The following is a 25896-nucleotide window of genomic DNA, read 5'->3' as shown; positions in this document are numbered from 1 at the left end:
CGCGCCGACCTTTGACATTTCAACCGGTGGCGCGCCACGCTTCGCGACTTCCTCCCTCGGACGCGACCCCATGCCGCTTTCCCCGCTCGCCACCCAGCACTGCCAGCCGCGCAAGGGCGCGGAGCACGCGCTCGATCGCACCGCCATCGACGGCCACTTGGCCTCGCTCCCGGGCTGGGCCGTGACGACCGACGGCAAGGCCATCGTGAAGGATTTTTCCTTCAAGGACTTCCACCACACCCTGGGCTTCATCAACGCCGTGGGCTTCATGGCCAACCAGGAAGACCACCACCCCGACCTCGAAGCGGGTTACGGCCATTGCCAGGTCCTGTGGTCGACCCACGACGTCGGCGGCCTTTCGCTCAACGACTTCATCTGCGCCGCGCGCGTCGAGGCCCTGCTCGACCGCTGACGTGAGGCCACGCCCGTCGACGTGGATCGCGATCGCCGCGGCCGTGCTGGCCGCGATGGCGTTCGTCGGCCTGCCCCGCCTGGGGTCGCAGGTGGTGCGCGCATCGCTGGCCGCCGAAGGGGCGGCCGACCGGGCCGCCTATGCCGCCGGGTCGTCACCCTGGGCCTGGCGATTCGAACGCGCGGACGACATCGTCGCGGGCCACGCGTTCGGCGACGCCGCGCTCGACGAGCGCGGTCACGCGCTGGCCGTCACGACCCGTGGCAACGCGCCGGTCCAGATAGGCTTTCCCATCGCACGGCCCGCCGATCTCGGCGAACTCGATACGCTGACGTTGTCCGTGGACGCCCCCGCGGCCGGGCGGTATGCGCTGCTGGTGCGACAGACCCTCGACGCTCCCCTGCTTCGCGCACCCGTCGGCTTGACGGGGCACATCGCCCTGGACTCACTCGACTGGCGGGACGAGGCGAACCACCCGGCCGCGCCGCCTAAACGCGCGGCCATGCTGCGGCTGGAAGCCACGCTGCCGCCCGGGGAACCCTTGCTGCTGACCTCCGCCGCGCTGGTGTCGGCCAACCCGCGCAACGCCCCCATCCGGCTCGCGATACCTCCTGATCTCTCCACCGAAGCCCTCCTGCGCTGGCGGGACCGCCAACACGCCATTCGTCCCGCGGCCACCGTCGGCGATGCCGCGTCGACGCCTGCCGCCCCGTGGCGCCGAGATGTCGTCCTCGTGATCTACGGTGGCCTGCTGATCGCCGCCGGGCTCCGATTCCTCAAGCCTCGCCCCGCCCGGCTCCACGATGCCGCGCTCGTGCTGCTCGGCCCGATCGGGTTCATCGCGGGCATGGGCCTATCGGCCCGCCCGGCGCCCGTCGACGTGGCGATATTCGGCATGGGCGTGGCTTACGCCGTGTTTCTCACCTGGCGTCGAGCGATCCCGCCCCGGCAGCTCTACGGCTCATGGCGCATGGCCGGATGGCCGCTGCTCGCCATACCGGTGGCGATCGGGCTGGTCGCGGCGGCGGGGCACGCGCCCGCCTGGCCGTCGCCGGGCCGCGTGCTCGTCTATGTCGGCTGGGCCCTTTTCCAGCAATGGCTGCTGCTGGCCGTGTTCGGGGGCATCCTGGCACGGACCCTGCCCCGCCCCATGGCCGTGCTGCTGACGGCGCTGGCCTTCGCGCTACTGCATACGCCCAACGGGCTGCTGATGCAGCTGTGCTTCGTGGCGGAACTGGGGTGGGCGTGGTGGTTCTTCCAGCGGCGTGCCCTGTTGCCGGTGGCGCTGGCGCATGCGGTGGCCGCGGTGGTGCTGCAGGCCGGGCTGGCGGGAGGCATTTTGCGGTCGCTCGAGGTCAGCGCCCGCTACCTGCAGTGATGCCCGCTTCAACCGCGAAGATTGTCCAGGAACGCCTTCAATTCATCCGGCAACGGCGCCGAAAAATCGTAATTCCGGCCGTCCAGGTCGAAGCTCATCCGCGACGCGTGAAGGAACATCCGCTTCAACCCCTTCGCCCGGAACCGCTTGTTGGCTTCCTCGTCGCCGTACTTGGGATCGCCCGCCAGGGGATGGCCGACGTACTGTGCATGCACGCGGATCTGGTGCGTGCGGCCCGTGCCGAGGGTGGCCTGCATCAGGCGACAGCCAGGGTATTGCTCCACTTCCTGGAAGAACGTGAGCGAGGGTTTGCCCGCGTCGTCCACTCTGACCATGCGCTCCCCGCCATGCATCACCGATTTCAGGAGCGGCGCGTTCACGTCGAACTTCGCCTTGCGCGGCGTGCCGGTCATGAGGCAGAGGTATTGCTTGGTGACCGCGTTGTCGCGAATCAGCGCCTGCAACCCGGTAAGGCCCGAACGGGATTTGGACAGCACCAGGACGCCGCTGGTATCGCGATCCAGCCGATGCACCAGCTCCAGGCCGTCGTTGGGCCGGGCGGCCCGGAGCAGTTCGATGGCGCCATGGCTGACCCCGCTCCCCCCATGGGCGGCGATGCCCACCGGCTTGTCGATCACGAGGAAATGCCGGTCCTCGAAGATGACCGAATCGACCACCGCCCTGACCATGCCGGGGGGCGCCACGCCTTCTTCCCGCTCCGCCACGCGGACCGGGGGAATCCGCAACATATCGCCGGCCGCCAGGCGGGTCTCGGGCTTGGCCCGCTTACCGTTGATGCGCACCTGGCCGGTGCGCAGGATGCGGTAGACGAGGCTGCGTGGCACGCCCTTGAGCAGGGTCATCAGGGCGTTGTCCACGCGCTGGCCATCCCTGTCCGGGCCGATTTCGACCAGGCGAACACCTTGGGCCCCGTCGAGGGAAGTTACCGTCTGCATTGATAAAACTCGAAATTGATAGGATACTCGGCGAGCGCCAGGCTCCGCTGAAGACTCATCTCTCGCGGGGTGCCGGTTCCGTCGCGTAAGGCGAGTGTCGCGTCATGCCGTCCGAGGGGGCGGCGGACGAAAAGGCACCCCACATCGTAACGGTTCGGGTTGCGGTTGTCCGGCTGGTCCGTAGGGATGCGGTCCGGTTGCAAGGCGCATATTCACGAATCACGCCGGGCCCAGGTATCGGTCCCGGATCTTATGCCGCTTTAAGCCTCATCGCAGCGGCGCGATCCCCGGCAGGCCGCCCTGTGGCGCCACCGCGGCGCGCGGCCGCGCGGCAAGGCCGAGGAACCCACAATGAAGCGTATGTTGATCAACGCGACTCAGCGCGAAGAGTTGCGTGTGGCCATCGTCGATGGCCAGAACCTGTACGACCTCGATATCGAAATCCCTTCGCGGGAACAGAAAAAAGCCAACATCTACAAGGGTCGCATCACCCGCGTAGAGCCCTCCCTGGAAGCCTGCTTCGTCGATTACGGCGCCGAGCGCCACGGCTTCCTTCCGCTGAAGGAAATCTCCCGCGATTACTTCAATCCCAACGCGGAAGGCAAATCCAACATCCGCGAACTCCTGAAGGAAGGCCAGGAGATCATCGTCCAGGTCGAGAAGGAAGAGCGCGGCAACAAGGGCGCGGCCCTCACCACGTTCATCAGCCTGGCCGGCCGCTACATGGTGCTCATGCCCAACAACCCCCGTGCCGGCGGCGTCTCGCGCCGCATCGAGGGTGAAGACCGGCAGGCCCTCAAGGAGGCCATGGAGCACCTCTCGGTGCCCGACGAGATGGGCCTCATCGTGCGTACCGCCGGCATGGGCCGCGACGCCGAGGAGCTCCAATGGGACCTCGACTACCTCCTGCAGCTGTGGAAATCGATCTCGGCGGCCGCCAACTCGCAGAAGGCGCCGTTCCTGATCTACCAGGAATCCAAGCTCTTCATCCGCGCCCTGCGCGATTACCTGCGCAACGACATCGGCGAGATCCTCATCGACGAGGAGTCCCTCTTCAAGGACGCCCGCGACTTCGTGCAGCAGGTGATGCCCAACAACCTGCGCAAGCTCAAGCTCTACCAGGATCCCACCCCGCTCTTCTCGCGCTACCAGATCGAAACGCAGATCGATAGCATCTTCGAGCGCAACGTCCGCCTGCCCTCCGGCGGCTCGATCGTCATCGACCAGACCGAAGCCCTGACCGCCATCGACATCAACTCGTCGAAGGCCACCAAGGGCAGCGACATCGAAGAGACAGCGTTCAACACCAACCTCGAAGCCGCCACCGAGATCGCCCGCCAGTTGCGCATCCGCGACGCCGGCGGCCTGATCGTCATCGACTTCATCGACATGGACAGCCCGCGCCACCAGCGCGAGGTCGAAGAGCGCCTGAAGGACGCCCTGAAGGCCGATCGCGCCCGCGTGCAGATCGGCCGCATCTCGCGCTTTGGCCTGCTGGAGATGTCCCGCCAGCGCCTGCGTCCGAGCCTGGGCGAGGCCACGCAGATCGTCTGCCCGCGTTGCGAGGGCCACGGCCACATCCGCAGCGTGGAATCCCTGGCGCTGTCCACCCTGCGCCTGATCGAAGAACACGCGATGAAGGAAAACACCGGGCAGGTCCTGGTGCAGGCGCCGCCGTCGGTCGCCAACTTCCTGCTCAACGAGAAGCGCGCCAGCATCGTCGAGATCGAACTGCGCCACAGCGTCCACGTCGTGGTGGTCGCCGATGACAAGCTCGAGACCCCGCACCTGGAAATCACCCGCATCCGCGAAGCGGACATGGGCGAGCACAGCAAGCCGAGCTACGAGCGCACCACGCCCGTGGTCGCCACGGCCTTGCCGAAGATGGGCCAGATGCTCGGCAGCGGCGAACAACCCCTGGTGACCGGCGTCGTGCCGTCGTCGCCCGCCCCGATGCGCGACGAAGTCGAGCCGGTCGCGCCGGCACCGGCCGCCCAGGCCAAGGCCGTACCCGCCGCGCCCACCGGCGGCTTCTTCTCGCGCCTGTTCGGTAGCCTGTTCGGCGGTGGCGCCCAGCCCGCCCCCGCGGCCGCGCCGCCGGCGCCGCCCAAGCGCGAAGACACCCGCCAGGGTGGCCGCAGCGAACGCAACGGCCGTCGTGGCGAAGGCCGCAAGGGCGGCGAGCCACGCCAGGGCTCGTCGCAAGGCCAGCGCAAGGAGCATGCCCAGGGCAAGCCGCAGGGCCAGGGCCAGCAGCAGGCCAAGGGCAACAAGCCCCAGCGCCAGGCCGAGGACAAGCCCCAGCGCCAGAAGGGCAACCGCCCCGAGCAGGAAAAACAGGACAAGCCCCAGCAGCCGGCCGGTGAAGGCCGTCGCCAGCAGCCACGCGGCGAGCGCGCACCGCAGGGCGACAAGACCGAGAAGCTGGACAAGACGACGGCCGCCGCGGCCGTGGCCGCTACGGGTGCGGCCGTAACCGCCGCGCCGACGCGCGCGCCGGTCGAGAAGCCCATCGCCCCGGCGCCTGTCGTCGAAGAAAAGCCGGTATCGCCGGAAGCCGAAGCGACCGACACGGCCTCCACCGACGACAACCTCTCCGCGGCATCCGCCGAAGGCACGCGCGAAGCGGGCGAAGGCGGCCAGCGCCGCCGTCGCGGACGCCGTGGCGGCCGTCGTCGCCGTCGCCAGGAAGACGGTACCCAGGCTGGCGCCCTCGAGGGCTCGGCCGGTGCCGACGATCTCGATGACGAGGACGGCGACGAGACCCCGGCCACCGCTCGCGACAGCGACAGCGTGCCGCCGGTACTGGACACCGCCGAGGCCGCGAAGCATGCCTTCACCGTGGAGAAGCCCAACGAGGTCGCCACGCGCCCCGCCGGCACCACGGACGACGACGGCGACGGTGAAAAGGTGCCTTCGGCGCTCACCCTGCCCTCGCTACCCAAGCTGCCCCCGATCCCGGGCAGTGCGCCCTCCGACGCGCCGGTCGCCTCGGCTGAACCGACGGCGACGCCGGCCGATGCGGCCGACGTGCGTGTCTCCGAGCGTCGCCAGACCGAATCGGATGCCCCGCTGAAGAACGGCTCCCAGGCCGTTTCCGATGCCGAGGCGCCGGTCGAGTTGCCCATCGTCGGTACGTCATCGGACCCGGCGACGGCCTCCGTCGACGCGCCCTCGTCGGCGCTCGACGCGCCCGCCCGCGGACTGGTCGACGAAGCGCCCGCTGCTCCCGTTAAAAACGACGGCGAGCCATCGGTACGCGACGAACCCGCCCTCCCCGCCGAACCGGTGACGCCGACGTTCGCGCCGGTGGCGCCTGCCGCCGCCTCGCCCGCCGTCGAAGCGGCGGAAGAGCCAAGCGTGCCGAAGGCGGATGCCCCCGTCGCCACGGCGACCGCGCCCGCCGCTCCCGCCCGCGTTGAACCGGAAACCGCCGCGCCGAGCGACGAAGAGGCCAAGCGGGAAGCGGCCCTCGATACGCCCGACGTGACGAACACCACGGCGCCGGCTCCGGTCGAGGCACCCGCTTCCGCCGCATCCACGCCGAAGGCACCGGACGCGTCCAATGTCTCCCACGTGTCGCAGCCCTTGTGGGCGGCCCCGGCGCAAGGCGAGCTGCTTACGCGTCCGCGCCAGGAGCCGTCGTCCCACTCCCACGGCGACGAGTCGAAACCCGACGCCTAATCGACACCCAGGGAGGAGCCAGCTCCTCCCTGCCTGGTGTGGGTCGCACACGAAAAAACGCCGGGTCATGCCCGGCGTTTTTTCGTTATGCCGTCGATGCGCTAACTACCGACCTGATGATTGTGCGTATCGAGCAACCCATGAACGGTCATCAGGTGGGCCAACCCCACCACATGATCGACGTGCAGCTTCTCCATGAGTCGCTGTTTATAGGTGGAGACCGTTTTCGGGCTGAGATTGAGACGTTCGCCAATGGAGGTGAGCGGCATGCCGCGCACCAGCATCATCGCCACCTCCATCTCGCGCGTGGACAGGCTATCGAACGGTGAATCCGAGCCGTCGAGCGTCGCCAGCGCCAGCTGCTGCGCCACCGTGGGCGCCAGGTAACGGCGACCGCTGGCCACGCTTCGCACGGCGCTCAGCAGCTCCTCCGCGTTGCACCCCTTGGTGAGGTATCCCAACGCACCGGCATCGAGCAGGCGCTTGGGGAACCGTGCGTCGTCGACGACGGTGAGGATGACGATGTTGGTTCGCAGTTTGGCGCGGATGACCCGCTCCGTCAGCTCGACACCGCTCATGCCCGGCATGTGGACATCGACCAGAGCGATGTCGGGGGACTGTGCCCTGATGAGTCGCAGACCTTCTTCCGCCGTCCCTGCCTCCCCTCGAATCCGGAAATCCGCCTGTTGCTGCAGGATCATCCGAAAACCGGTCCGAACCAACTCGTGGTCGTCAACCAATACTACGTTAATCATTTGGTGCCCTCCCTGGGCCGACTGTACTTCTGAGCGCGCTCCATCAAAAGCGCACAGCCTGCGAATGCATACAATGCCAGATGTGCAGGCGAGACAACCAGCGTCCCAGTATGATCCGAACTGTCCCTGGCCTCATATAGCGGAGTTACCCTCGCTTTAAGCCAGGAAAATTCCCGTACACGTTGTCGCTGAAGCCTCACAGGAAAATGTGAGTGCTTTCTTAGTTTTCGCGCCATGTCGCCAGAAAGGGGTGTTCACTCCCCCTCACGGGACACTGACGAAACCGTCAGCCGCGGACACGCAAGGTGGACCCTCCCCACCCACCACGGAGGTTGTCCCATGGCCAATGAAAAAGGCCGTCCGCCGCAGCACCCCGGACAGAACGATCCGCCGCCGAAGGACCCGTCACCGTCGACCCGTCAACCGGAGACGGATGCGTCTGGCGATCCGCTGGACGATACCGGGGAAGACAACCAGCACAAGAAGCCGGACTAGTCCCTTACCCGCTCGTGGCGCAGCCTACGCTGCGCCTTTCCGGCCAGTATCCGCCTCACCAGCACGATGCCGGCAAGGACGGCGAGAACCGGCCCCCAGCGGCCACCCGTCGCCTGTACGAGCAGCCTGCCGGCGGCCATCGCGCCGATGGTGTTTGTTCGATCGTTCGGCATGTCCACGCCCTCGCCGTGCCCTGTGGCAGGCAGACTCCGATGCGGCGGATGCCGACGACGTGAAAGGGTTGCCTAGGGCGCCTGCACGCGACGCGACGACGCGGCGTATCATGCAGGCCGGTTCCATCCTCGCCACGTGCCATGCGCAAAAGCCTGTCCGACTACCTGCCGTGGATCGCCATCGTGCTCGCGGTCATCGTCGCGGCCGTGTATTTCGACACCCGCTCGAAAAACGCCGGGACACCCGAGACCTACGAAAGCTGCATCGCCCGCCTGACGGTATCGGACGAAAGCGAGGCAGATCGCGCGTTGAATCGTTCGATCTGTGCCGACAAGCCGAAAGCGCCGCCCACGAGTGCCGGCAAATAAAAAAGCCCCGGCGTTAGCCGAGGCTTTTTTGAATCTGGAGCGGGAAACGAGACTCGAACTCGCGACCCCGACCTTGGCAAGGTCGTGCTCTACCAACTGAGCTATTCCCGCTTGGTGAGCCGGTCATTATAGGGCGATTTTCGATTCGTGCAAGCCCGTCGAATTCAGGCGGGAAAAACCGCGGCAATCGCCTCGACGGGCCGACGCAGCAGGGTCTCGTTGAAGGCGATCGGCAGTCGGCCGTCCTGCGCCCCGCCCAGGGCGATGTCGGCCTGGTGGGCGCGCTCGCCCAGTCCCGCGGCCACGCGGTCGTCGAGGCGGAGGATGGCGATGTTGCTTGCCCGCGGCACGCGTTCCACACGGATACCTGGCACGGTGTCGAGGCGCTTGAGCAAGGCCTCGCCCGCGGCGCGGACCTTGGCGAAGCGTTCGGTGAAGCCATCCAGGTGGCGCAGCGCGGGAAGCGCGGCGGGCCAGCCGTGATAGAGGGTGCCGCCAAAGATGTGGCGTACGTGGCGAGCGCGCTCCATGCGTGCCTTGTCGCCGGCGAGGATCGCGCCGAACGGCGCGCCCAGGTACTTGTAGAGCGATACGTAGACCGTATCGAACGGCGCGGCGTACGTGCGGGGATCGAAACCCGCCTGCCCGCTCATCAGCAGGAGGCGCGCGCCGTCCAGGTGCATGCCCGTGCCGTTGGGCCTGGCCAGCTCCGACAGGCGCTGGATCACCGAAAGATCCACGCACGAACCGTCGAGGCGGCGTACCGGGCTTTCGATCGAGATCGCGCCGATCTCCACGGGATAGGGATCTTCCCCGCGCTGGTTGAACGCCGCTTCCGCGGATGCGACCAGCGCCTCGTCGGTGCCACCATCGAGCGGCACGGGATTGATGCCGCTGAGTACCGGCGTAGCGTCTTCTTCGTCACGGTAGACGTGGCTTTCCTTCTGCAGGAGCAGGTGGCGACGTTCGCCACAGAGAATGCGCAGGGCGACCTGGTTCGCCATGGTGCCGGTAGGCATGAAGACGGCATCTTCCTTGCCGAGCATGGCGGCGAAACGCGCCTCGAGCTTGCCTACGGCGCCTTCGTGCAGATAGGCGTCGCCGATGTCGGTATCGCCTTGCAGCGCGGCTTCCAGTTGCCCCGGGTAATGAATGGCCCGCGACGGGATGCCGTCGCCCACCAGCGCGACCACCTTCTCGACGGGAATCGGCTTGCCCGTCGGCGCGGCCCATGCCGAACCGCCCGTGGCGAGCGCGAGCGCGCCCACCGGTACCGACTGGATGAACTCACGACGACTGACCATGCCAAAGCCCCCGCGGTGGTGGATCACTGGAGGCTCGCACGGCAGGGGATCCGGGCCATGTGCCGAAAGGTGGAGGTATCCGCAAGTCGCTTCGCCGATACGATCGGCTCCCACCCCTTCGGTAGGACGCTATCTACCGAAGGGGTGAAGCCGAACCCCGCCTACCTCGGACAGACCTGCGAGGTCGCCCCCAGCAGCGCAGGCACCACGCGAGGAGCGACCACGATGCGATCGAGGTCGGGCGCGAAGCCGGTGGCATTGCCGAGCTGGATCGTGTTGCGTCCCTTCAGCAACCGCACCTCGACCACCTTCGCCACCGGATCGTCGAAACTGCTGCCGTCCAGGGCCAGGTCTTGCGGCGTGGCGCCGTTGATCGACATCTGCAAACCGCGCGGCCCGCTGGTCGCGTAGTCGATCTCGAGCTGGTAGATGCCCTCCCTCGGCACGCTGACGTTGGTGAACGTGACCGAATTGGCGCTGCCGCCGCCGATGTTGCCGGCCTTGGCCAGGCCCGAGAAGTAATTGCTGAAGCCGGCGGTGACCGTGCCGCCCAACGTCGCCGACTCGGCCTCATAGGTGGTGGCGTCCGAACGCGGCGCATCGCCGCGACCGCTGATGGCGATGCGGTCGAGGTCCGGCGGATAGCTCACCGCGTTGCCGAACTGGATGCGGTTGTTGCCCTTGCGCAGGCACACCGGCACGACGCTGCTCGAGGGCAACTGGAAGCTGCCGCCGCCGGAGTTGAAGGTCTGCTGCGGGCCATCGTTGACCTGGAAGAGATACGAACGCAGGCCTTGCGTCATCGAATCGATGCGCATCAGGTACGAACCGTCGCGCGGTGCGTACACATCGTTGAAGGTCACGGTATTGTTCGCACCCAGGCCGAGACCGCCGACCTTCTTTCCACCGGAACAGGCCACGCAATCAAAGGCGGTCGCCGTGCCGCCCAGCACCGCGGCTTCGGCTTCGTGGCTGACCGACGGGTCGGCCGCCACGTGTCCGGGAAGCGCCTGCACCAGCAGCAGCTGCGTGCCGTGCCCGGGAAGGATCGTCACGTGGTTGCCGAAGGACGGGCCAAGCTCCTTGTGGCTCCACAGGTCGCGAACGCGAAGCGCACCGGTGATGCCCATGTCCTTCCAAGGCAGCTCGACCACGGCCTTGGTCGCGTTCATGTTGAACAACGCCACGTAGTAACGCCCGTTGCCGAGATCGCTCACCCACACCGGCAATTCACCGCCGCGAAGCTGCTTCGCCGGCTTGCCCGACTGGTTCACCGCGATCACTTCGTCGTTGGTGGCGATGGCCTTCCCGTCGGCGTCGAGCTTGGTGAGGTCGCCGCCGAGGTAGAGCGGCGCATTGGCCATCGACCACAGCGTGAAGGCCGAGCGCTTCTCGTCGAGGCTCAGGCCGTCGAGCGCGCCGTCGCCGATATCCAGCGAATCGAGGTCGTTCCAGCCTTGCGACGGTCCGGTCACGTCCTGCCAGCCGGGAAGATCACGGAAGCGCTTCTCGATGCGCGGCCAGTTGGTGAGCGTAGCGCAGCGGCTTTCACACTCCACGTCGTCGTCGATGCGGCGCGCGTTCGACCAGGTGCGCCAGACGTCGATGTAATCCTTGTCCACCTGCCACGACACGGTGAACCAGATGGGCCGCCCGCTCCGCGCGATGGCCTTCGACCACGCGGCGACGTCGTCGCGGTTGTCGATGTGCAGGTCGTCGCTGTACGAACCCGGGGTGACGCCATCGAGCTTGATGAAATCCACGCCCCAGGACGCGAACAACGCCACCACCGAATCCATGTATTCCTGCGCGCCCGGCTTGGAGAAATCGATCTTGTAGTGATACGGCGATTCCCCCGGACCGCCGAAGGCGTTACCCGCGCGATGCGGCAGCGCCAGGATGTCCTGGATGTGGTACGGCGTGCCGAGGATGGGATAGTTGGCCTGCACCGCCGGCTCTTCCACGCCGGGAATCCAGTAGATGCCCGCCTTCTGCCCGTTGGCGTGGATGTGGTCGATCATCGCCTTGATATCGGGGAACGTCGTCGGATCGGGAATCGGACGGCCGTTGCCGTCGAAGGCGCCCATCCAGCCCGAATCGAGGTTGATGTAGGTGTAGCCATGCTCCTGCAGGCCCGACGCCTTGAGCGCGTCGGACTGCTTGATCATGTTGGCTTGCGTAAGGAAGTCGGACTCGATCGTCTGCTGGCTGAAACTGCTCCAGCCCAGATACGGCCTTTGCGCGACGCCGTTGACCTGGGCCGAAGCACCCGTGGCGAGGGCAAGCAATCCGCAGGCGATGGCGAGGCGGGTGCGTGACGGAAACGAAGCGTTGCGATCGTGCATGGCGCGACTCCATGGGTGAAGGAAGCACCCGCTCTCGCGGGCACCGGTAGAAACCCTTGGTCGAACGTTCGATGACGTGGCGCGCTGCGCGCCGCCGGCGCGGACGATCTCAGGACTCGCGCGTGAACACCGCGCCCGCCGCCACGAGATCGCCCTTCAACATCAGGTCCAGGCCGTGCTGCATCCAGTAGGCGCCGCTCGCCACCTCGGGCGTGCCGGGCATGGCCTTGCCGTGGATGAAACGCAGGCGGTAATGCGCTTTCGGATCGAGCCCGCGCAAACGCAGCGTCGGGAAGGGACGCGCTTCCTCGCCCTGCCGCTGGAAAGCGAACAGCACGGCCTGCTTGCCGTCGGTCGACACCGACTCGGTGGCCGACCACGGTGCCCGGTTCTGCGGCGACACCAGGCGGTAGAGGTCGCCACGCTGCACGGTGGCGCGAATGGTCTTGTACTCGGCGATGTAATGGCGTGCCGTTTGCTCGTCCGCCGGCGTCCACTCCAGCAGGTTCGCGCCGATGCCCAGGCCACCCTGCATCGAGGAAAGGAAACGGAAATCCAGCGAACTGGTGCGGTTGTTCACCCAATTGGGCGAGCCGGTGACCCAGGCCATCATCGTCGCCGGCGCATAGGCCTGGCTGAAGCCGTCCTGGATGGAGAGGCGATCGGACGGATCGGTATTGTCCGAAGGCCACACCTCGTCGGTGAGCGCCATCACGCCCAGGTCGACGCGCGCGCCGCCGCCCGAGCACGATTCGATCTCCAGCCCCGGATGACGCTCGCGCAAACGGCGGAAGATGTCGTAGAGGTTGCGCACGTAGGTCACGTAGACCTTCTGCTGCTCCTCCGGCGACATCTGCGGCCAGCCCGGCTCGGACCAGTTGCGGTTGTAGTCCCACTTCAGGAACTGGATGTCGTTCTCGGCGAGCAGCTTGTCGAGCACGTCGGTCACGTAGGCCTTCACGTCGTCGCGCGCGAGGTTGAGCACGAGCTGGTTGCGCCCCTCGCTGCGCTGGCGACCCGGAAAGTTGAGCACCCAATCCGGATGCGCGCGATAGAGGTCGCTGTCGGGATTGACCATCTCCGGCTCCACCCACAGGCCGAAGCTCATGCCGAGCCCGTGCACCTTGTCGATGAGCGGCTTGAGGCCATTCGGGAACTTCGTGCGGTTCACCGTCCAGTCGCCGAGGCCGGCATGGTCGCTATTGCGCGCGCCGAACCAGCCGTCATCGACCACGAAGCGCTCTACACCGAGCGCGGCGGCCTTTTCGGCCAGCTTTTCCTGCCCCGCCTCGTTCACATTGAATTCGGTGGCCTCCCACGAGTTGTAGAGCACGGGGCGCGGTTTCGCCGACGGGCCTTCGGGAAGGATGCGGTTGCGTTCGAAGCGATGCAGCAGGCGCGAGGCCTCGCCCGCGCCGTCCGGCGTGTAACCGGCGTAGAAGACGGGCGTATCCAGCGATTCGCCCGGTTTCAGGCGATAACCGAAGTCGAACGTATTGAAACCGCCGGTGACGCGCACCTGGCCGAGGATGTCCTCGTCCACGCGAATGCGCCACGAGCCGCTCCACGCCAGTGCGCCGAACCAGACGTCGCCGTGCTCTTCGCTCCATTCACTACCGCGGCCGATCGCGAACCAGGGATTGTTCTCGTCGCCGGTGCTGCCGCGACGGCTTTCCAGCACGGTGGCGCCCGGCGCGATGGCACGGGTCTGCAGGTGCCATTCGCCGGCCCAGGTGCCGGTGAGATAGCGCAGCGAGTAATCGCCGGCGGGAAGGCTCCAGGTGGCGGCGGCCGCCTCGTCGACGGTGAGCGCCTGCTTGCTCTTGTTCTCGATGTGCGCGGAGCGGCCGACGATGCCCGTGGCCGCGTCCATGGTGTAGCGCAGCGTCACTTCCACGCCCGCCTGCTTGTCATCCATGCGGATCGACAGGCCGTCGCCTTCCACGCGATAGCTTTCATAGCGAAGCACGAGGTCGCGATTGCCGTCGTCGAAGCGCACCTTCAGCGCGGGCGTGGTGGTGATCGCCCCGCCCCACCCTGCGTATTCCTGGCGTGTGACGGCGGCGGAGGGATCGAACGAGGAACGCTGCGGGGGGATCTGTGCCGGGCCGAGCGGATCGTCCTGCGCCAGCCGGGCACCCCAATAGAGCGTCTGCAGGCGGCCGTCGGCGTTCACGCCCATGGCATAGGTGACGCCGGCCGAGTCGAGGCGGAATACCTGGTGCTGCGCATCGTAGCGGGGCGTGACGTCTTTCGATGCCGCGAAGGCCGACGGTGCGATGAAGGCGCCACCGGCCAGGACCAGCGCAACACGGGATGCATGGAAACGGAACATCGGCGGATCGTCCTCTTTGTTCGTAGGTCGGCCAGTGTGGTGTCGCGAGCGCGGCGCACTCAACCGACGGGTGCTTCCACGCGAAAAAGGAACCTCCGTTCCATGGAGGTTCCGCGGGCAAGCTCGGTCATGCCGTTGGCGACGGCACCACCCGGGAGGTGGACGGCATCGATGGGATGGTCCACCGGTTCGAAACAGAAGAAATCCTCGCCGGCCGGCACGTAGAGCACGTAGACGTGGTCTTCCGCGTCGATGTGCAGCTTCAAGCGCTGGGCGGGCCACTCTACGGTCGCGTGGCCGGACCATCCGGTGAAGGCATGGTTGAGCCCCTCGTCGGGCAGCGGCGCCGCCGAGGTGAAGTCCCATGCGCGCGGCGGCGCGACATGCTCCGTCGGCATCGGACCGTGCCCGTCGTTGAGCCAGACGCCGGTGGCAGGCGCATGCAGGCGCACGCCACCGTGGCGGGGAAAGAACGGGTGCAGGCCGATGCCGAACGGCAAGGTCGCCTCGCCCGTGTTGATCACCCGCAAGCGCACGTCGAGCACACCGTTGGCGAGCGCGTAACGCATCGTGGCGTGATAGGCGTAACCGCCGGGCAACCGGTCTTCCAGGGTCATCCGCGCCGTGCGGGCGTCCCGGGTCTCCACCGTCCACGGCCTCTGCCAGGCACTGCCGTGGATCGGATACGGATCGTCGTCGCGATTGGGGGACAGGTCGACGCGTTGCTCCCCATGGGTGAAACCGCCGTCGGCGATGCGGTTGCTCCACGGCACCAACGGATAACAGGCGAGCCGGTTCGGCTCCGGTCGGCCCGGCGCCACCTCGCGGCTGCCGTCGTAAGGCCGCATCAAGGGCACGGCACCGTCGTCGGCCAGCCAGTCGAACCGCGCGACGCCTCCTCCCACCTCGGGCAGGAGCACAACGCGAAGCCGGCCATCTTCGAGCTCGATCACGTCAGAACGTTCCCCAGTCGTATGACGCGCCGACGGCGAAAGCCCGCCCGGTCTGCAACGTCCCAGGGGCCAATTGTAGTATTTTATTATAATCGGGCCGCAAGCTGCGGCGCAGCAAACGCCTGAACCGCGCCGACGCGACGGTCCGGCTAGCTCTTCCGGGCGCGGCGGCCACGGCCGCTGATGTTGTCGCGCGACTCGGCGACCATGCGCAGCATGGCCTGCCGGGCCACTTCGGGCTGCCGTTTCTTCACCGCTTCGTACACCTTCTCATGGTGCGGAAGGGCCAGCTTGAAGTTCTCCGAATTGCGCGCGGAAAGCAGGAAGAACGTGCCCAGCGCGGTCTCGATCACGGAGAAGAGCGACACCATGAGCTCATTGTTGGTGGCGCGCAGCATGGTCTCGTGGAAGGCGAGGTCCGCCTCCGCCCAGGCATCGAGGTCTTCGGAGGCGGCCATCGCCTCGTAGGCGGCCTTCAGATCCTCCAACTGTTTGGGCGTACGCCGCTTCGCTGCGGCCGCGGCCGCGGCGGGCTCGATAAGCTCTCGCATTTCCACGAGTTTTTCGACGAAGCTCTCCGTAGGCATCAGCGCGCACCGCCAGGCCAGCACGTCGGCGTCGAGCTGGTTCCAGTACATCGCATCGCGCACGCGGGCGCCGGTGCGCTGGCGCGACTCGATGAGGCCCTTGGTCACGAGCACCTTCATCGCCTCGCGCAGGGCCGTGCGGCTCACTTTCATCTGTTCGGCCAGCACCTCTTCGCGGGGCAGCCCTTCCCCCGGCTTGAGCTTGCCGCCGACGATCATCTGACCCAACTCCTGGACCACTTGGCCATGCAGGTTGCGCGTGGTCACGGGCTTCACGATGCGTCGCTCCTCAAGGACTTGGCGTGTCGAATCACGCGCGGCAACGCTACACAGCGCCGTCCTCGGGAGTCAAATCCGCCCGTGCGGCGGCCACGCGTGCCACCGGGGGAGCCTCGGCGCCAAGGTCGCTCAGGAATGTCGGAAGAAGAGGTACACGGCGCGATACGGAATGCGGACGTCGCTACCCGCGTGCGCGGCATCGCAACCCGACCCGGGAGCGACGCCCCCTTCGGTGCGCGTCCGCACGACGAACTCGACGGTCGCCATGCTTCCCGCGCCCTCATGCGCCTTCGCGCGCAGCACCAGCCAGGCTACCGCGCCCGCGTCCGGCGAGGGCGAGGTGTTCAACGCTTCGCCGACGACCGAACTGCCGTCCGACGACTGCCATGTGGGGCCGGCGAAATGCTTCCCGACGACGTTGCCCTTCGCGTCCTTCAGCGTCGCTTCCGGCGCTTTCAGTTGCCACGCGTAGGAGCCGGCCTTGGCAGTGCACGTGTAGATCTGCACGCCATCGGCGAACGCTTCGCTGGCTTTCGGCGATGTCGCAATATCTTGCGACATCGCGATGGGCGCGAAGGAAAAAGCGCATGCCGCGATGGCAAGGGACCGAAAACGACGAACCGGTGTCGATGAACGCATACGTCGTACCGCGAGTAGGTAATCGCTTCAATCATCGTCCATTGCGACGCCACGGAGTGAGGCACAGGTTGCAAATACGCATCGTCACGGCCGTCCATCCGTCCATCGCTTGGCAACCCAAAATCATCCTGATACAACCCAGATACACGCCATCGTCCCAGGCATCGGCAACGACGGTGGCGCGAAGCTGTTCGACGCGAATCCGCGTTTACCGGGGTGCCACCGACACGCTCCACGACGACGTCGCCGCCGGTGACCGTGCACGCGTTGCCCCGTGTTTCATTCCCTCCTATCCACGAAGGTGAGTCAACGATGCCCGACCGTAAGCGCGCCACCCTCGATCGCACCTCCCGGAAGGTCCTGGCCCTCTGCATGGGCATGGCCTTCGCCGGGAGCGTCTTCGCGCAATCCACCACCGGTTCGGTAGCAGGCACCGTCGGCGGTGGAGGGGCTGGGCAAACGGTGCGTATCGAGGGCTCGAACGGCGTACGCCGCGAGGTCGGCGTCGATGCTTCCGGTCACTACCAGGCATCGTCGCTGCCCGTCGGCACGTATCGCGTGAGCCTCGTGCGTGACGGCGCGACCGTCACCACGCGCGAGGGCGTCGAGCTTCGCGTCGGCGGTTCGGCGCAGATCGACTTCGCGGGTGCGGCGGGTGCGGGCGCCGCCTCCGCCACGGAACTGGGCGGCGTGAACGTGTCGGCGACCACGCAGCCGCCCATCGACGTATCGACCGTCGACTCGCGCACCGTGATCACGTCGCAACAGCTCAGCCAGCTTCCCCTGGCCCGCACCGCCGAGGACATCGCCCTGCTCGCGCCGGGCACGGCCAGCTCGGGCGCGCTTTACGGCAGCCGTATCGGCGGTGGCGGCAACCTCGTGTCCTTCGGCGGTTCGAGCGGCGCCGAGAACGCCTATTACATCAACGGATTCAACACCACCGACCCCTACAAGGGAGAGGGTGCGCTGCAACTCCCCTATGGCGCCATCGACCAGCAGGAGGTGCTCACCGGCGGCTACAGCGCGAAGTACGGGCGCTCGGATGGCGGCGTGATCAACCAGGTGGGCAAGAGCGGCACCAACACCTGGCACTTCGGCTTCCAGGCCCAGTGGAGCCCGCAGTCGCTCCAGTCCTCGCCCGACAACATCCGCTACGCGAACAATCGCTTCGCGGGCCAGTTGTACGACTACCGCAACGACGACAAGAGCTGGACGACGACCTATAGCGCCTACATCGGCGGCCCGCTGATCGAGAACCGCCTGTATCTCTTCGCGGCGGCCGAGGAAGACACGACGCGCGGCTACACCACGGCCACCAACGCCGATCCGTCGAACCCGGATGCCGCGGCTTCCCGGCTGCACTACAAGAACAAGACGCCGAAGTGGTACGGCAAGATCAACTGGAACATCACCGACAACAACATCCTGGAACTGACCGGCATCCATAGCGAGCAGTCGGGCTCGGGCACGAACACGAACTTCAGCTACGCCAACCTCGCCACCGACGGCACCACCGTGCCCAACGTGCTCACCAAGAGCGGCGGCACGGCCTACATCGGCAAGTTCACCAGCTACGTCACCGACGACATCACCTTCACCGCCCTGTGGGGACGGATGCGCCTGCACGACTACAACTCGCCGGCCGGTTACGATCCCACCCTGCCCTACCTTCAGAACATCACCGACCAGGACCCGCAGATCACCGGTGGCCGCTCGATCAGCAACCTGCAGACGATCTCGTCGCTGTCCGCGCCCGACCAGGGCTCACAGAACACCAGCCTGCAACTGAACGTCGAATGGAAGCTCGGCGACCACACGCTCAACCTCGGCATCGACAACGACAAGCCCGAGACCATCGACCAGGGCAACAACCAGTCCACCTGGACGTACGGACAGAGCGCGGGCGCCATCGACGTCGCCAACGGCATCGGCGCACCGGGCGGACGGGGCTATTACGTGGTCAACGAGATCACCAACGGGGCCGCGGGCGTAAAAACCGTGGAAAAGGCCCAGTACATCGAAGACAACTGGCAGGTCAACGACCGTTTCCTGCTCACCGTGGGCGTGCGCAACGACGCCTTCGCCAACTACAACAACAGCAGCGTCAAGTTCACCTCGCAGAACCACAACTGGTCGCCGCGCGCGGGCTTCAGTTGGGACGTGTTCGGCGACGCCACGCTGAAGGTGTTCGGCAACCTCGGCCGCTACTACCTCGCCATCAACAACAACACGGCCTACGACGGCGCCACGGGCTACCTGTGGCAGCGCGACTACTACACCTATACGGGCATCGCCGCCAACGGCATGCCGACGGGCCTGGCGGAGTTCGGCTCGTACAACGTCAACGGCCACACGGGCCAGGCGCCCGACCCGGCGACGGTAGCCTCGAAGAACCTCGGCGCGGAATATCAGGACGAGTTCATCCTCGGCGCCACCAAGGCACTGGGCGACGCCTGGATCGCGGGCGTCAAGGGCACGTTCCGCAAGCTACGGCAGATTTCCGACGACGTCTGCGACAGCGACAACCTGCTCATCGACAAGACCAAGGCCCTCTACGGACTCACCGACGACCAGATCACTGCCAATCGCGGCGCCTGCTACATCTTCAACCCGGGCAAGAGCAACGACTTCCGCGTGGCCACCACCAACGGCTACGTGACCACGCGCATGAGCGATGCCGACTGGGGTTTCGCGCAGGGGCCCAAGCGCAACTACTACGCGCTGGAAATGTTCCTCGAGCATCCGCTGGCGAACGGCCCCTGGGGCGGCCGGCTCGACTACGTGTTCTCGCGCAGCTACGGCAATTCCTCGGGCCTGCTCACCGCGAGCCGCGGCGACGACTCGGTGGGTGTGACCCAGGACTGGGACAACGCCTACGTGATGGAAAACGCCAACGGCCTGGCCAGCAACAACCATACGCACCAGATCAAGTTCAACGGGGTCTACCGCTTCTCGCCCGAATGGATGGTGTCCGGCGTGATCCGGCTCGCCTCCGGTGCACCGCGATACTGCCTGGGCTTCTACGGACCCACCCCCGACGACCCGGCCACCAACACGCCCGACGGATACGGCAGCCTCTACCACTGGTGCAACGGCCAGCCGTCCCCGCCCGGCAAGCAAGGCGACCTGCCCTGGACGCGCCAGGTGGACGTGAACCTCACCTATGCACCCGCCTTCGCCGACCACAAGTTGTCGTTCAACCTGAGCGTGTTCAACGCGCTCAACGAACAGCGGCCGCTGGCGATCTATTCACGCTTCAATTCCAGCGCCACGCCGTCGCAGCGCAACGACCTTTACGGCACCGCCACGGTGCTGGAGCCGCCACGTTACGTGCGTTTCGGCGTGAATTACGATTTCTGAGGTACGCGACACGATGTCAGTCAAGGCAACACGTTCGTTCGCCATGCTGGCGAGCCTAGCTCTCGCCAGCATGGCCTCCCTCGCCGACACGACGCCTTCGCTGCGCGAGGCGGCATCGACGGAGCCGCGCCTCGCGCGTCCACCGGGCACGGCGTGCGAGGTTCCGCTCTTCGAGGATCACGCATTCGGCCAGACGGGCGATCCCAAGGCCATGACGGCCACGCCGCTCGCGTTCGACTACCGACCGCCCGAGGGCTGCGCCGGGCCTTGGGCGAAGGTGGTGCTGGAAGCCGATTTCTCCGTTCCCGCCGGCAAGCAATACGATCGCACCGCGTCGATCTGGCTCGGCGGCGCGAACGTCTATTTCGGCACCACCCAGGAGCCCGATGCGAAGAACGGGGCAAGTTGGCACGTCGAGCGCGACCTCACTGACTATGCCGCCCTCTTCCGTTCCGCCCGGCCGGGGCAGGCCATCGTCAACAACTGGCTGAGCGAGCGCTACACCAGCGCGATCACCGGTAGCGCCCGCCTCGTGTTCTATCCCGCCGGAGCAGGCGCGCCGCAGGGCGTTGCCGCGGATGCCGTCTATCCCCTCGGCGCCGACCCACGCGGTAACGCGACCATCGTCCAGGACGGCAGGGAAACGCTGAGCCGCACGCTCACGCTGCCGCGTAACGTCACGCAGGCGTACCTGGACGTCATCGCCCAGAGCCAGGGCAACGACGAGCCCTGGTACACCTGCATCGATGACGCCTATGTCGCCCGTACGCAGACCTTCGCGCTGGAGTCGCCCTACGAGGGCGCCCCCTTGCAGGAATGCGGTGGCGGCAACCTGCGGCAGGTGCTGGTCAGCATCGACAACCAACCCGCGGGCCTTGCGCCGGTCTATCCGTGGACGTACACCGGCGGCGTCGACCCGCATCTATGGCGCCCCATTCCAGACATCCAGACGTTGAACTTTACACCCTATCGCGTCGACCTGACCCCGTTCGCGGCCCTATTGGACGACGGCCGTCCGCATGACGTGTCGGTGCGGGTGCTCGGCGCGAACCGGTTCTTCAACCTGGCCGCCAGCCTGCTCATCCACCAGGACGCAAAGCGAGAGACACTGACCGGAAAGCTGATATCCAACGACCTCGCGGCCCGTTCCGACCTGGGGACACCCCACGTCGAAAGCACCCTGCATGCCGCGAGTGACGGTCGCATCGAAGGCACGGTAAACACAACACGCAAGGACAGCTACCGGATCGTCGGGCAACTGGAAACCTCGCGGGGCACGGTCCGCACGGAAGTGGCGCAAGTGTCGTCGTTCGCGAATCGCCAGACCTTCATGCGCCCGGATGCGCCCACCTGGCATCAGGTGATCGATCAGGCATCGGACACCGACGAGACGACCACGACGCGCGTCGGCAACGCCCCTGCGACCGAGCGACACCGGACATCGTCCTATCCTCTCCGGCTGGACGTGACCAAACACGTAGCGAAGGATGGGAGCTTCCACGGTGTGATCGACATGACCCAGGGGCTCCGCGTGCAAAAGGGGATCCTTCGCGGAGGCGATCGCGCCTTCGATAGCCATCTCGATGTTTCCATGCAAAGCCGCGACGAAGCCGACTTCAACAGCATGGGAAGCTCGATCGCCAACTCTCGTCACCAGCACTCGATTCAGCGCCTGTCGTTCAAGGACTCCCTGGGTAGCTGCGTGGATACGACACTCGAATCGCGCGGCGAAGCGATGTCCCACGTCACGCAAGGCAACGGGTGCGACGGCGGATCGAATCGTCTGGGATGGCGGTCGACGGTGATGCCTTAGCGCGTCGTCGTGCGCTCATGGCGAGACGACTCCCCTCACGAGCATATGAAGGGAGGTCGCCGTGGCGGGAATCAGCTATTCAGCAGCGCGACCGCAGGCTTCTTGTTGGCCGGAGCCATCTGGTCCGACTTCTTCGGGGAGAGATTGCCCAGGGCCTGGCCGAACGTGTCGTTCACGGCCGGCGGCGGACACGAATTGTTGTTACACGTCCAACACGTGTCCGGGCTACCACCTGCGGCCATGCAGGTCTGGTAGTGGTTGTAGCAGGTCATGCAGGTCATTTCCGCCGACGCCGTTGCCGACACGGCGATACCCGCCATGAAAAGACCGCTCGCGATCGCACCTGTGAGGAACTTCATATGAAAAATCCTTCTGAATGATGGAATGACATGGCTTGCCGCGCGTGCCGTTGCCTCGTGCGTCCGAGCGATGGCACTAGCCGGAATGCCCCCTGGCCTGACCCGCAGGCAATTCAACGTATCGCGACATACCTGCCGCGTCTACGAACGCAGCGAGTCCGGGAACACGCGTGGATGGCGGCGGCCGCGCCGTACGGGGTTTCCCTCCCTTCGTGTAGTCCTTTCCCTACAAAATTTTCCGTGAAGACCTACAGAAGGCAACCCGGCAAGAACCAAAGCTTCCACCTGCAACCGGACCATGGGGCGGCGTATCCAAGGCATCAAGCCAACCCGTAAAGGAACGGAACGATGCCAGCCAGCGCGCTTACCCTTGCACTCGCTATCGCGATCGACGCGGCCGCGTCGTCGTCCTCCGCGCAGGTCGATGCCTGCGAGTTCGCTCGCCATCCGCCACCGGCCGCCATGAGCATCCCGTTCGACATGGTCGACGGGCGCGTTTACGTCCAGGCACGGGTCGACGGGAAAGGTCCCTTTCGGTTTGCGGTCGATACCGGGGCCAGCGGCATCGGTCGACTCGACCGGTCCCTGCTCGACGCCCTCCATCTTCAAACGAGCGGGCGGATGGACCATTCCGACGGCGTGCGAACGGCGACCGAGGAGACCACGCGCCTCGCGTCCCTCGCTCTCGGCGGATTCGTCAAGAAGGATGTCGACGTCATCACCCGGGACTACAAACGGCACGCGGCGAACGGCGCGTCTTTCGATGGCATCCTTGCCCGGGGCTTCTTTGCCGACGGCGTGCTGTCGATCGACTACTCGGCCCGGAAGCTGACTTTCAGCACCGATGCGTCCCTTGCCGATCACGATACCTTGCACTACGACCGCGCGTTCCGCGTGCCGATTCGCGTCCACGGTGACGTTTTGCAAGCGAATCTCGATACGGGTGCGAACGTCGCGATGGTCGTTCCCCGCGCGTTGTGGCCGACAGTGTCGAATACGCCGCTCGAACCCGCCGGCCAGGCCAGGCTCTCGAATTCGTCCATCGCATGGGACCGTGGCGTGGTCGACGGGCCCGTCACCGTCGGTTCCCTCTCGCTTTCCCGCGTGGAGGCCCGGGTATCCGATCGCTACCCGGAGATCCTGCTCGGTGCCCACGCCCTGAAAGACACGACGCTCGTCATCGACCAACGATCGCAACGCATCGCCCTCTGCCCGTCCTCGTCGTGATCGACGTCGTCCTCTAGACCTTGTCCCATTGCATCCGTGCATGCGCCTGCATGGCGCATTGCGTGCCCATGTCGGTCAGCACGCTGATGGCGCCCATGGAGAGCATCAGTCGGCGGCGATCGAGGATCTCCGAGTCACCGATCATCTCGCTCACCAGCTCGGTCAGACCCTTGGCGTACTGCAGCCATTCGGTCGCGTCGTTGAGCAGTTCGTCGGTGGTGGCTTCGGGCACGAGGCCATAGCTTCCGTTGCCGAGCATCCAGGGTTCTTTGCGTTCGTCCATTAGGTACTCCTTGTGTTTGCCCACGGCCTGAGGTGCGACACGCCTTGAAAGGGCGTGCCGCGGGTGGAGCCATCGCTCGAAGACGATGAGGCTCGACGGCCTGCCCGTGTCCGGGCGCCGGGCGTTTAGGTTGGGAAGTGGGGTGCGGCGTCAGCCGGATTCAGGCCGAGCGCTTACGCGCCGGGTCGTACGGCTGAGAAAAGTCGCAGTAAACACGGCGGGCGCCGCGGTTCGTCAACCGCGTCTGGAAGGTGGCCAGACGGCCCGGTAATCGTCGAAGGTGCTGCCGCGGGGAAGCGGCGGGCGCGTAGATGCCTTAGTATTCGGCTTAGCCATCGTCAATTCCATGATTGATTGTGGTCAGCGGGGTAGTCGGTGTTGGTAGCACCTCTGCCCCGCGCTCACCGCTTCGAGCGATGGTCGTCTGCGGCACCACGTGACCAGCAACGCAGACGACGTGAAGACCCTACCAAAACGACATCGTGTTGTCTGTAGGGCACGTCGATCCATGTCGTGTTCGATCGCACGAAGGGACATGACGGATGGAACTTCGCAATGGGGGCGACACATGCAAGGAGCGTCGGTTGAGCGGAAAGAATGACGCACGGCTGCACGACGCAACGCGACGCCACGGCGTGTGGATCGCGCTCGGCATCACGGGCGTGCTCATCGCGCCCCATCTCGGTGTGCCGACGCTGGTGTATCCGCTGTTCGGGTTCGCGCTATGCACCGCCATGCTCGCGATGCAGCGACGACGGTGGTCCGACGTGGGCTTCCGCTGGCGGGGATGCCGTCCCACCCCGCTACTAGTGGGAGGCACCCTGGGCGTGTTCTATGCCCTCGCCAACGACGTCGTCATCGGTCCGCTCCTGTTCCGGCTCATCGGCACGTACCCCGACTTCTCCGACTTCGACTTCGTACGCGCCCACGTCTCCGGGTATCTGATCGCGCTCGCCCTCTCGTGGATCGTCGGCGGGCTTTACGAAGAGCTGGTGTTTCGTGGATTCCTGTACGACGCGCTGCTGCGTTATCTCCCTGTGCGACACGCCCGCACGCCGATCGCCGTGACGGCGACGGCCGTCGCCTTCGCCGCCTACCACTGGCAGCTCGGTGCGTTCGGCATCGCCAACGCCTTTGTCTTCGCGTGGTTCGTGGCGGCGGTGCGTTACCGTTGGCCCGATAACCTCTGGTACGCCATCAGCTTCCATGCATGCGCCGACATGACGGCCTTCACGCTCATGCGGCTCGGCTACCTCTAAGGCCGCGACGCCGATGAAGGATCAGCGATCGCGCCGGACGAGCGTCACGGCCTGCAGGATGTTGTCGACGACGAACGAAGGATCCTCGTGCGGAAGCCCATGCCCCGCGGTCGCGGCGATGTTTTGATGGCTGTCCGACGACAGGGACAGGAATTGCTTCTGCATGCGCTGCGTGGCGTCTTCGAGCTTGATGGCCAAGGGCTCCGGGAGGCCGGGCGCCATGCGAAAGCGCGGGCTATGCGTCGCCACCACGACGGGCTTGGAACCCAGCGAACGCAAGGCCTTCGCCTGCGTGGTGCTTGCCGCGAAGTCCAGCATTTCCGGATTCTTGGACGGGTCGCTCGCCATCGAGGTGAGGAAATCGCGCGCCTCGGTGATGGCCTTGTTCTCGTCGCGCGCCGGCGGGGGAAGCAGCGACAGCCAGGTGCGCGCCTGGTCGGGATGCGTGGACGAGACCAGCACCAATCCCGCGGTGTCGTCCGGATAGCGACTCGCGAACACTTGCGCGTGGAGACCGCCGATGGAATGTCCGACCAGGAGATACGGACCGCGCACATGGGCGGCGCCCAGCGCCGCATGGAGGTCGTTGGCCGAGTCCATGCTGGTACGCGGTCCGGGCGGCGCCTTCGAACTCGCTCCCTGACCCGCGCGGTCGTAGAGACAGACCCTCGTGACCGCCGCGACCCGATGGGCGATCCGCTGCCAGCCCTGGTCTTCGACAGGCGCCGTACCCATGCCGGCATCGATCACGGCGACCGGATCCCCCTTGCCTTCGCAGGACAGATGGATGGACCGCCCGCCGATGTCGACATCGCCCTCCCACTGGCCCGCGGAAACGGCATCCGCTGCCGACACGTCGGCAACGGCCGTGAAGATCACCAGGAGAATCGCGATGAGGCGCATGGCACCAGCTCCATGGAAAGACCATGCG

At 66.3% G+C, this 25896-nt stretch carries 21 protein-coding genes and 1 tRNA gene; 9 read left to right on the top strand and 13 right to left on the bottom strand.

The annotated features are described in order from the left end of the window. Positions 1-70: 70 nt before the first annotated feature. Together JNG39_RS14525 and JNG39_RS14520 are read left to right on the top strand one after the other, a co-directional pair. On the top strand, positions 71-412 hold the full coding sequence (locus JNG39_RS14525) for a 4a-hydroxytetrahydrobiopterin dehydratase (protein WP_368312417.1): 342 nt from the start codon (positions 71-73) through the stop codon (positions 410-412). 1 nt (position 413) lies between these two features. Further along, positions 414-1790, top strand: coding sequence for a CPBP family glutamic-type intramembrane protease (locus JNG39_RS14520; RefSeq protein WP_368312415.1), 1377 nt, complete (start codon positions 414-416; stop codon positions 1788-1790). Between the two features lie 8 nt (positions 1791-1798). Here the strand turns inward: JNG39_RS14520 and JNG39_RS14515 are convergent, their stop codons facing one another. Then, complete coding sequence (locus JNG39_RS14515) at positions 1799-2746, bottom strand: RluA family pseudouridine synthase (protein ID WP_368312414.1); 948 nt, start codon at positions 2744-2746, stop codon at positions 1799-1801. 351 nt (positions 2747-3097) lie between these two features. Here JNG39_RS14515 and JNG39_RS14510 point away from each other — a divergent pair, with 351 nt between their 5' ends. Continuing rightward, positions 3098-6430 (top strand): Rne/Rng family ribonuclease, encoded by a 3333-nt coding sequence (locus JNG39_RS14510; protein WP_368312411.1) that lies wholly within the window; start codon positions 3098-3100, stop codon positions 6428-6430. 101 nt (positions 6431-6531) lie between these two features. Here the strand turns inward: JNG39_RS14510 and JNG39_RS14505 are convergent, their stop codons facing one another. After that, the gene (locus tag JNG39_RS14505; protein WP_368312410.1) at positions 6532-7185 is read right to left on the bottom strand and encodes a response regulator; all 654 of its coding nucleotides are present in this window, start codon (positions 7183-7185) and stop codon (positions 6532-6534) included. A 339-nt stretch (positions 7186-7524) separates the two neighbouring features. Between JNG39_RS14505 and JNG39_RS14500 the strand changes: the two genes are divergently transcribed. Continuing rightward, positions 7525-7680 (top strand): hypothetical protein, encoded by a 156-nt coding sequence (locus JNG39_RS14500; protein WP_247367945.1) that lies wholly within the window; start codon positions 7525-7527, stop codon positions 7678-7680. Here the strand turns inward: JNG39_RS14500 and JNG39_RS14495 are convergent. Continuing rightward, positions 7677-7853, bottom strand: coding sequence for a hypothetical protein (locus JNG39_RS14495; RefSeq protein WP_368312407.1), 177 nt, complete (start codon positions 7851-7853; stop codon positions 7677-7679). The two genes, JNG39_RS14500 and JNG39_RS14495, sit on opposite strands and share 4 nt — an antisense overlap. A gap of 183 nt (positions 7854-8036) precedes the next feature. On the opposite strand from JNG39_RS14495, the gene JNG39_RS14490 reads away from it, so the two are divergent. Then, positions 8037-8222, top strand: coding sequence for a hypothetical protein (locus tag JNG39_RS14490; RefSeq protein ID WP_368312404.1), 186 nt, complete (start codon positions 8037-8039; stop codon positions 8220-8222). 35 nt (positions 8223-8257) lie between these two features. Here JNG39_RS14490 and JNG39_RS14485 read toward each other — a convergent pair. The 7 genes from JNG39_RS14485 to JNG39_RS14455 all read right to left on the bottom strand — a co-directional run bounded on the left by JNG39_RS14485 (position 8258) and on the right by JNG39_RS14455 (position 16586). Continuing rightward, positions 8258-8333: transfer RNA gene (locus JNG39_RS14485), tRNA-Gly, on the bottom strand. Between the two features lie 53 nt (positions 8334-8386). Further along, positions 8387-9526, bottom strand: coding sequence for a low specificity L-threonine aldolase (locus JNG39_RS14480; RefSeq protein WP_368312402.1), 1140 nt, complete (start codon positions 9524-9526; stop codon positions 8387-8389). Between the two features lie 161 nt (positions 9527-9687). Further along, complete coding sequence (locus JNG39_RS14475) at positions 9688-11871, bottom strand: CBM35 domain-containing protein (protein WP_368312401.1); 2184 nt, start codon at positions 11869-11871, stop codon at positions 9688-9690. 109 nt (positions 11872-11980) lie between these two features. Further along, positions 11981-14206: an alpha-galactosidase gene (locus JNG39_RS14470; RefSeq protein WP_368312399.1), complete on the bottom strand. Its 2226-nt coding sequence runs from the start codon at positions 14204-14206 to the stop codon at positions 11981-11983. A gap of 59 nt (positions 14207-14265) precedes the next feature. Then, positions 14266-15159: an aldose 1-epimerase gene (locus JNG39_RS14465; protein WP_368312396.1), complete on the bottom strand. Its 894-nt coding sequence runs from the start codon at positions 15157-15159 to the stop codon at positions 14266-14268. Positions 15160-15308: 149 nt separating this feature from the next. After that, complete coding sequence (locus JNG39_RS14460) at positions 15309-16022, bottom strand: FadR/GntR family transcriptional regulator (RefSeq protein WP_368312394.1); 714 nt, start codon at positions 16020-16022, stop codon at positions 15309-15311. Positions 16023-16154: 132 nt separating this feature from the next. Next, complete coding sequence (locus tag JNG39_RS14455) at positions 16155-16586, bottom strand: DUF3455 domain-containing protein (protein WP_368312392.1); 432 nt, start codon at positions 16584-16586, stop codon at positions 16155-16157. 390 nt (positions 16587-16976) lie between these two features. On the opposite strand from JNG39_RS14455, the gene JNG39_RS14450 reads away from it, so the two are divergent. Both JNG39_RS14450 and JNG39_RS14445 read left to right on the top strand, forming a co-directional pair. Further along, entirely contained in the window at positions 16977-20024 is a 3048-nt protein-coding gene (locus JNG39_RS14450; protein ID WP_368312390.1) for a TonB-dependent receptor, read from the top strand. Positions 20025-20037: 13 nt separating this feature from the next. Beyond that, positions 20038-21837: a peptide-N4-asparagine amidase gene (locus JNG39_RS14445; protein WP_368312388.1), complete on the top strand. Its 1800-nt coding sequence runs from the start codon at positions 20038-20040 to the stop codon at positions 21835-21837. A gap of 71 nt (positions 21838-21908) precedes the next feature. Here JNG39_RS14445 and JNG39_RS14440 read toward each other — a convergent pair whose 3' ends face one another. Further along, on the bottom strand, positions 21909-22196 hold the full coding sequence (locus JNG39_RS14440) for a hypothetical protein (RefSeq protein ID WP_368312385.1): 288 nt from the start codon (positions 22194-22196) through the stop codon (positions 21909-21911). A gap of 348 nt (positions 22197-22544) precedes the next feature. On the opposite strand from JNG39_RS14440, the gene JNG39_RS14435 reads away from it, so the two are divergent. Then, positions 22545-23423 carry an aspartyl protease family protein gene (locus tag JNG39_RS14435; RefSeq protein WP_368312384.1) on the top strand — a complete coding sequence of 293 codons (879 nt, stop codon included), beginning with the start codon at positions 22545-22547 and terminating at the stop codon, positions 23421-23423. A gap of 13 nt (positions 23424-23436) precedes the next feature. On the opposite strand, the gene JNG39_RS14430 is transcribed toward JNG39_RS14435, so the two are convergent. Further along, positions 23437-23706 (bottom strand): hypothetical protein, encoded by a 270-nt coding sequence (locus JNG39_RS14430; protein WP_144914093.1) that lies wholly within the window; start codon positions 23704-23706, stop codon positions 23437-23439. Between the two features lie 584 nt (positions 23707-24290). Here JNG39_RS14430 and JNG39_RS14425 point away from each other — a divergent pair. Beyond that, positions 24291-24965 carry a CPBP family intramembrane glutamic endopeptidase gene (locus JNG39_RS14425; RefSeq protein WP_368312382.1) on the top strand — a complete coding sequence of 225 codons (675 nt, stop codon included), beginning with the start codon at positions 24291-24293 and terminating at the stop codon, positions 24963-24965. A gap of 21 nt (positions 24966-24986) precedes the next feature. On the opposite strand, the gene JNG39_RS14420 is transcribed toward JNG39_RS14425, so the two are convergent. Further along, a complete protein-coding gene (locus JNG39_RS14420; RefSeq protein ID WP_368312380.1) occupies positions 24987-25868 on the bottom strand; it encodes an alpha/beta fold hydrolase in 882 nt (293 codons plus the stop codon). Positions 25869-25896: the final 28 nt, after the last annotated feature.

Origin of the sequence: Luteibacter sp. CQ10 (assembly GCF_040900725.1) — a bacterium.
Classification (GTDB): domain Bacteria; phylum Pseudomonadota; class Gammaproteobacteria; order Xanthomonadales; family Rhodanobacteraceae; genus Luteibacter.
The sequence above is the reverse complement of the archived record's forward strand: the minus strand, read 5'-3'. Positions and strand labels throughout refer to the sequence as shown.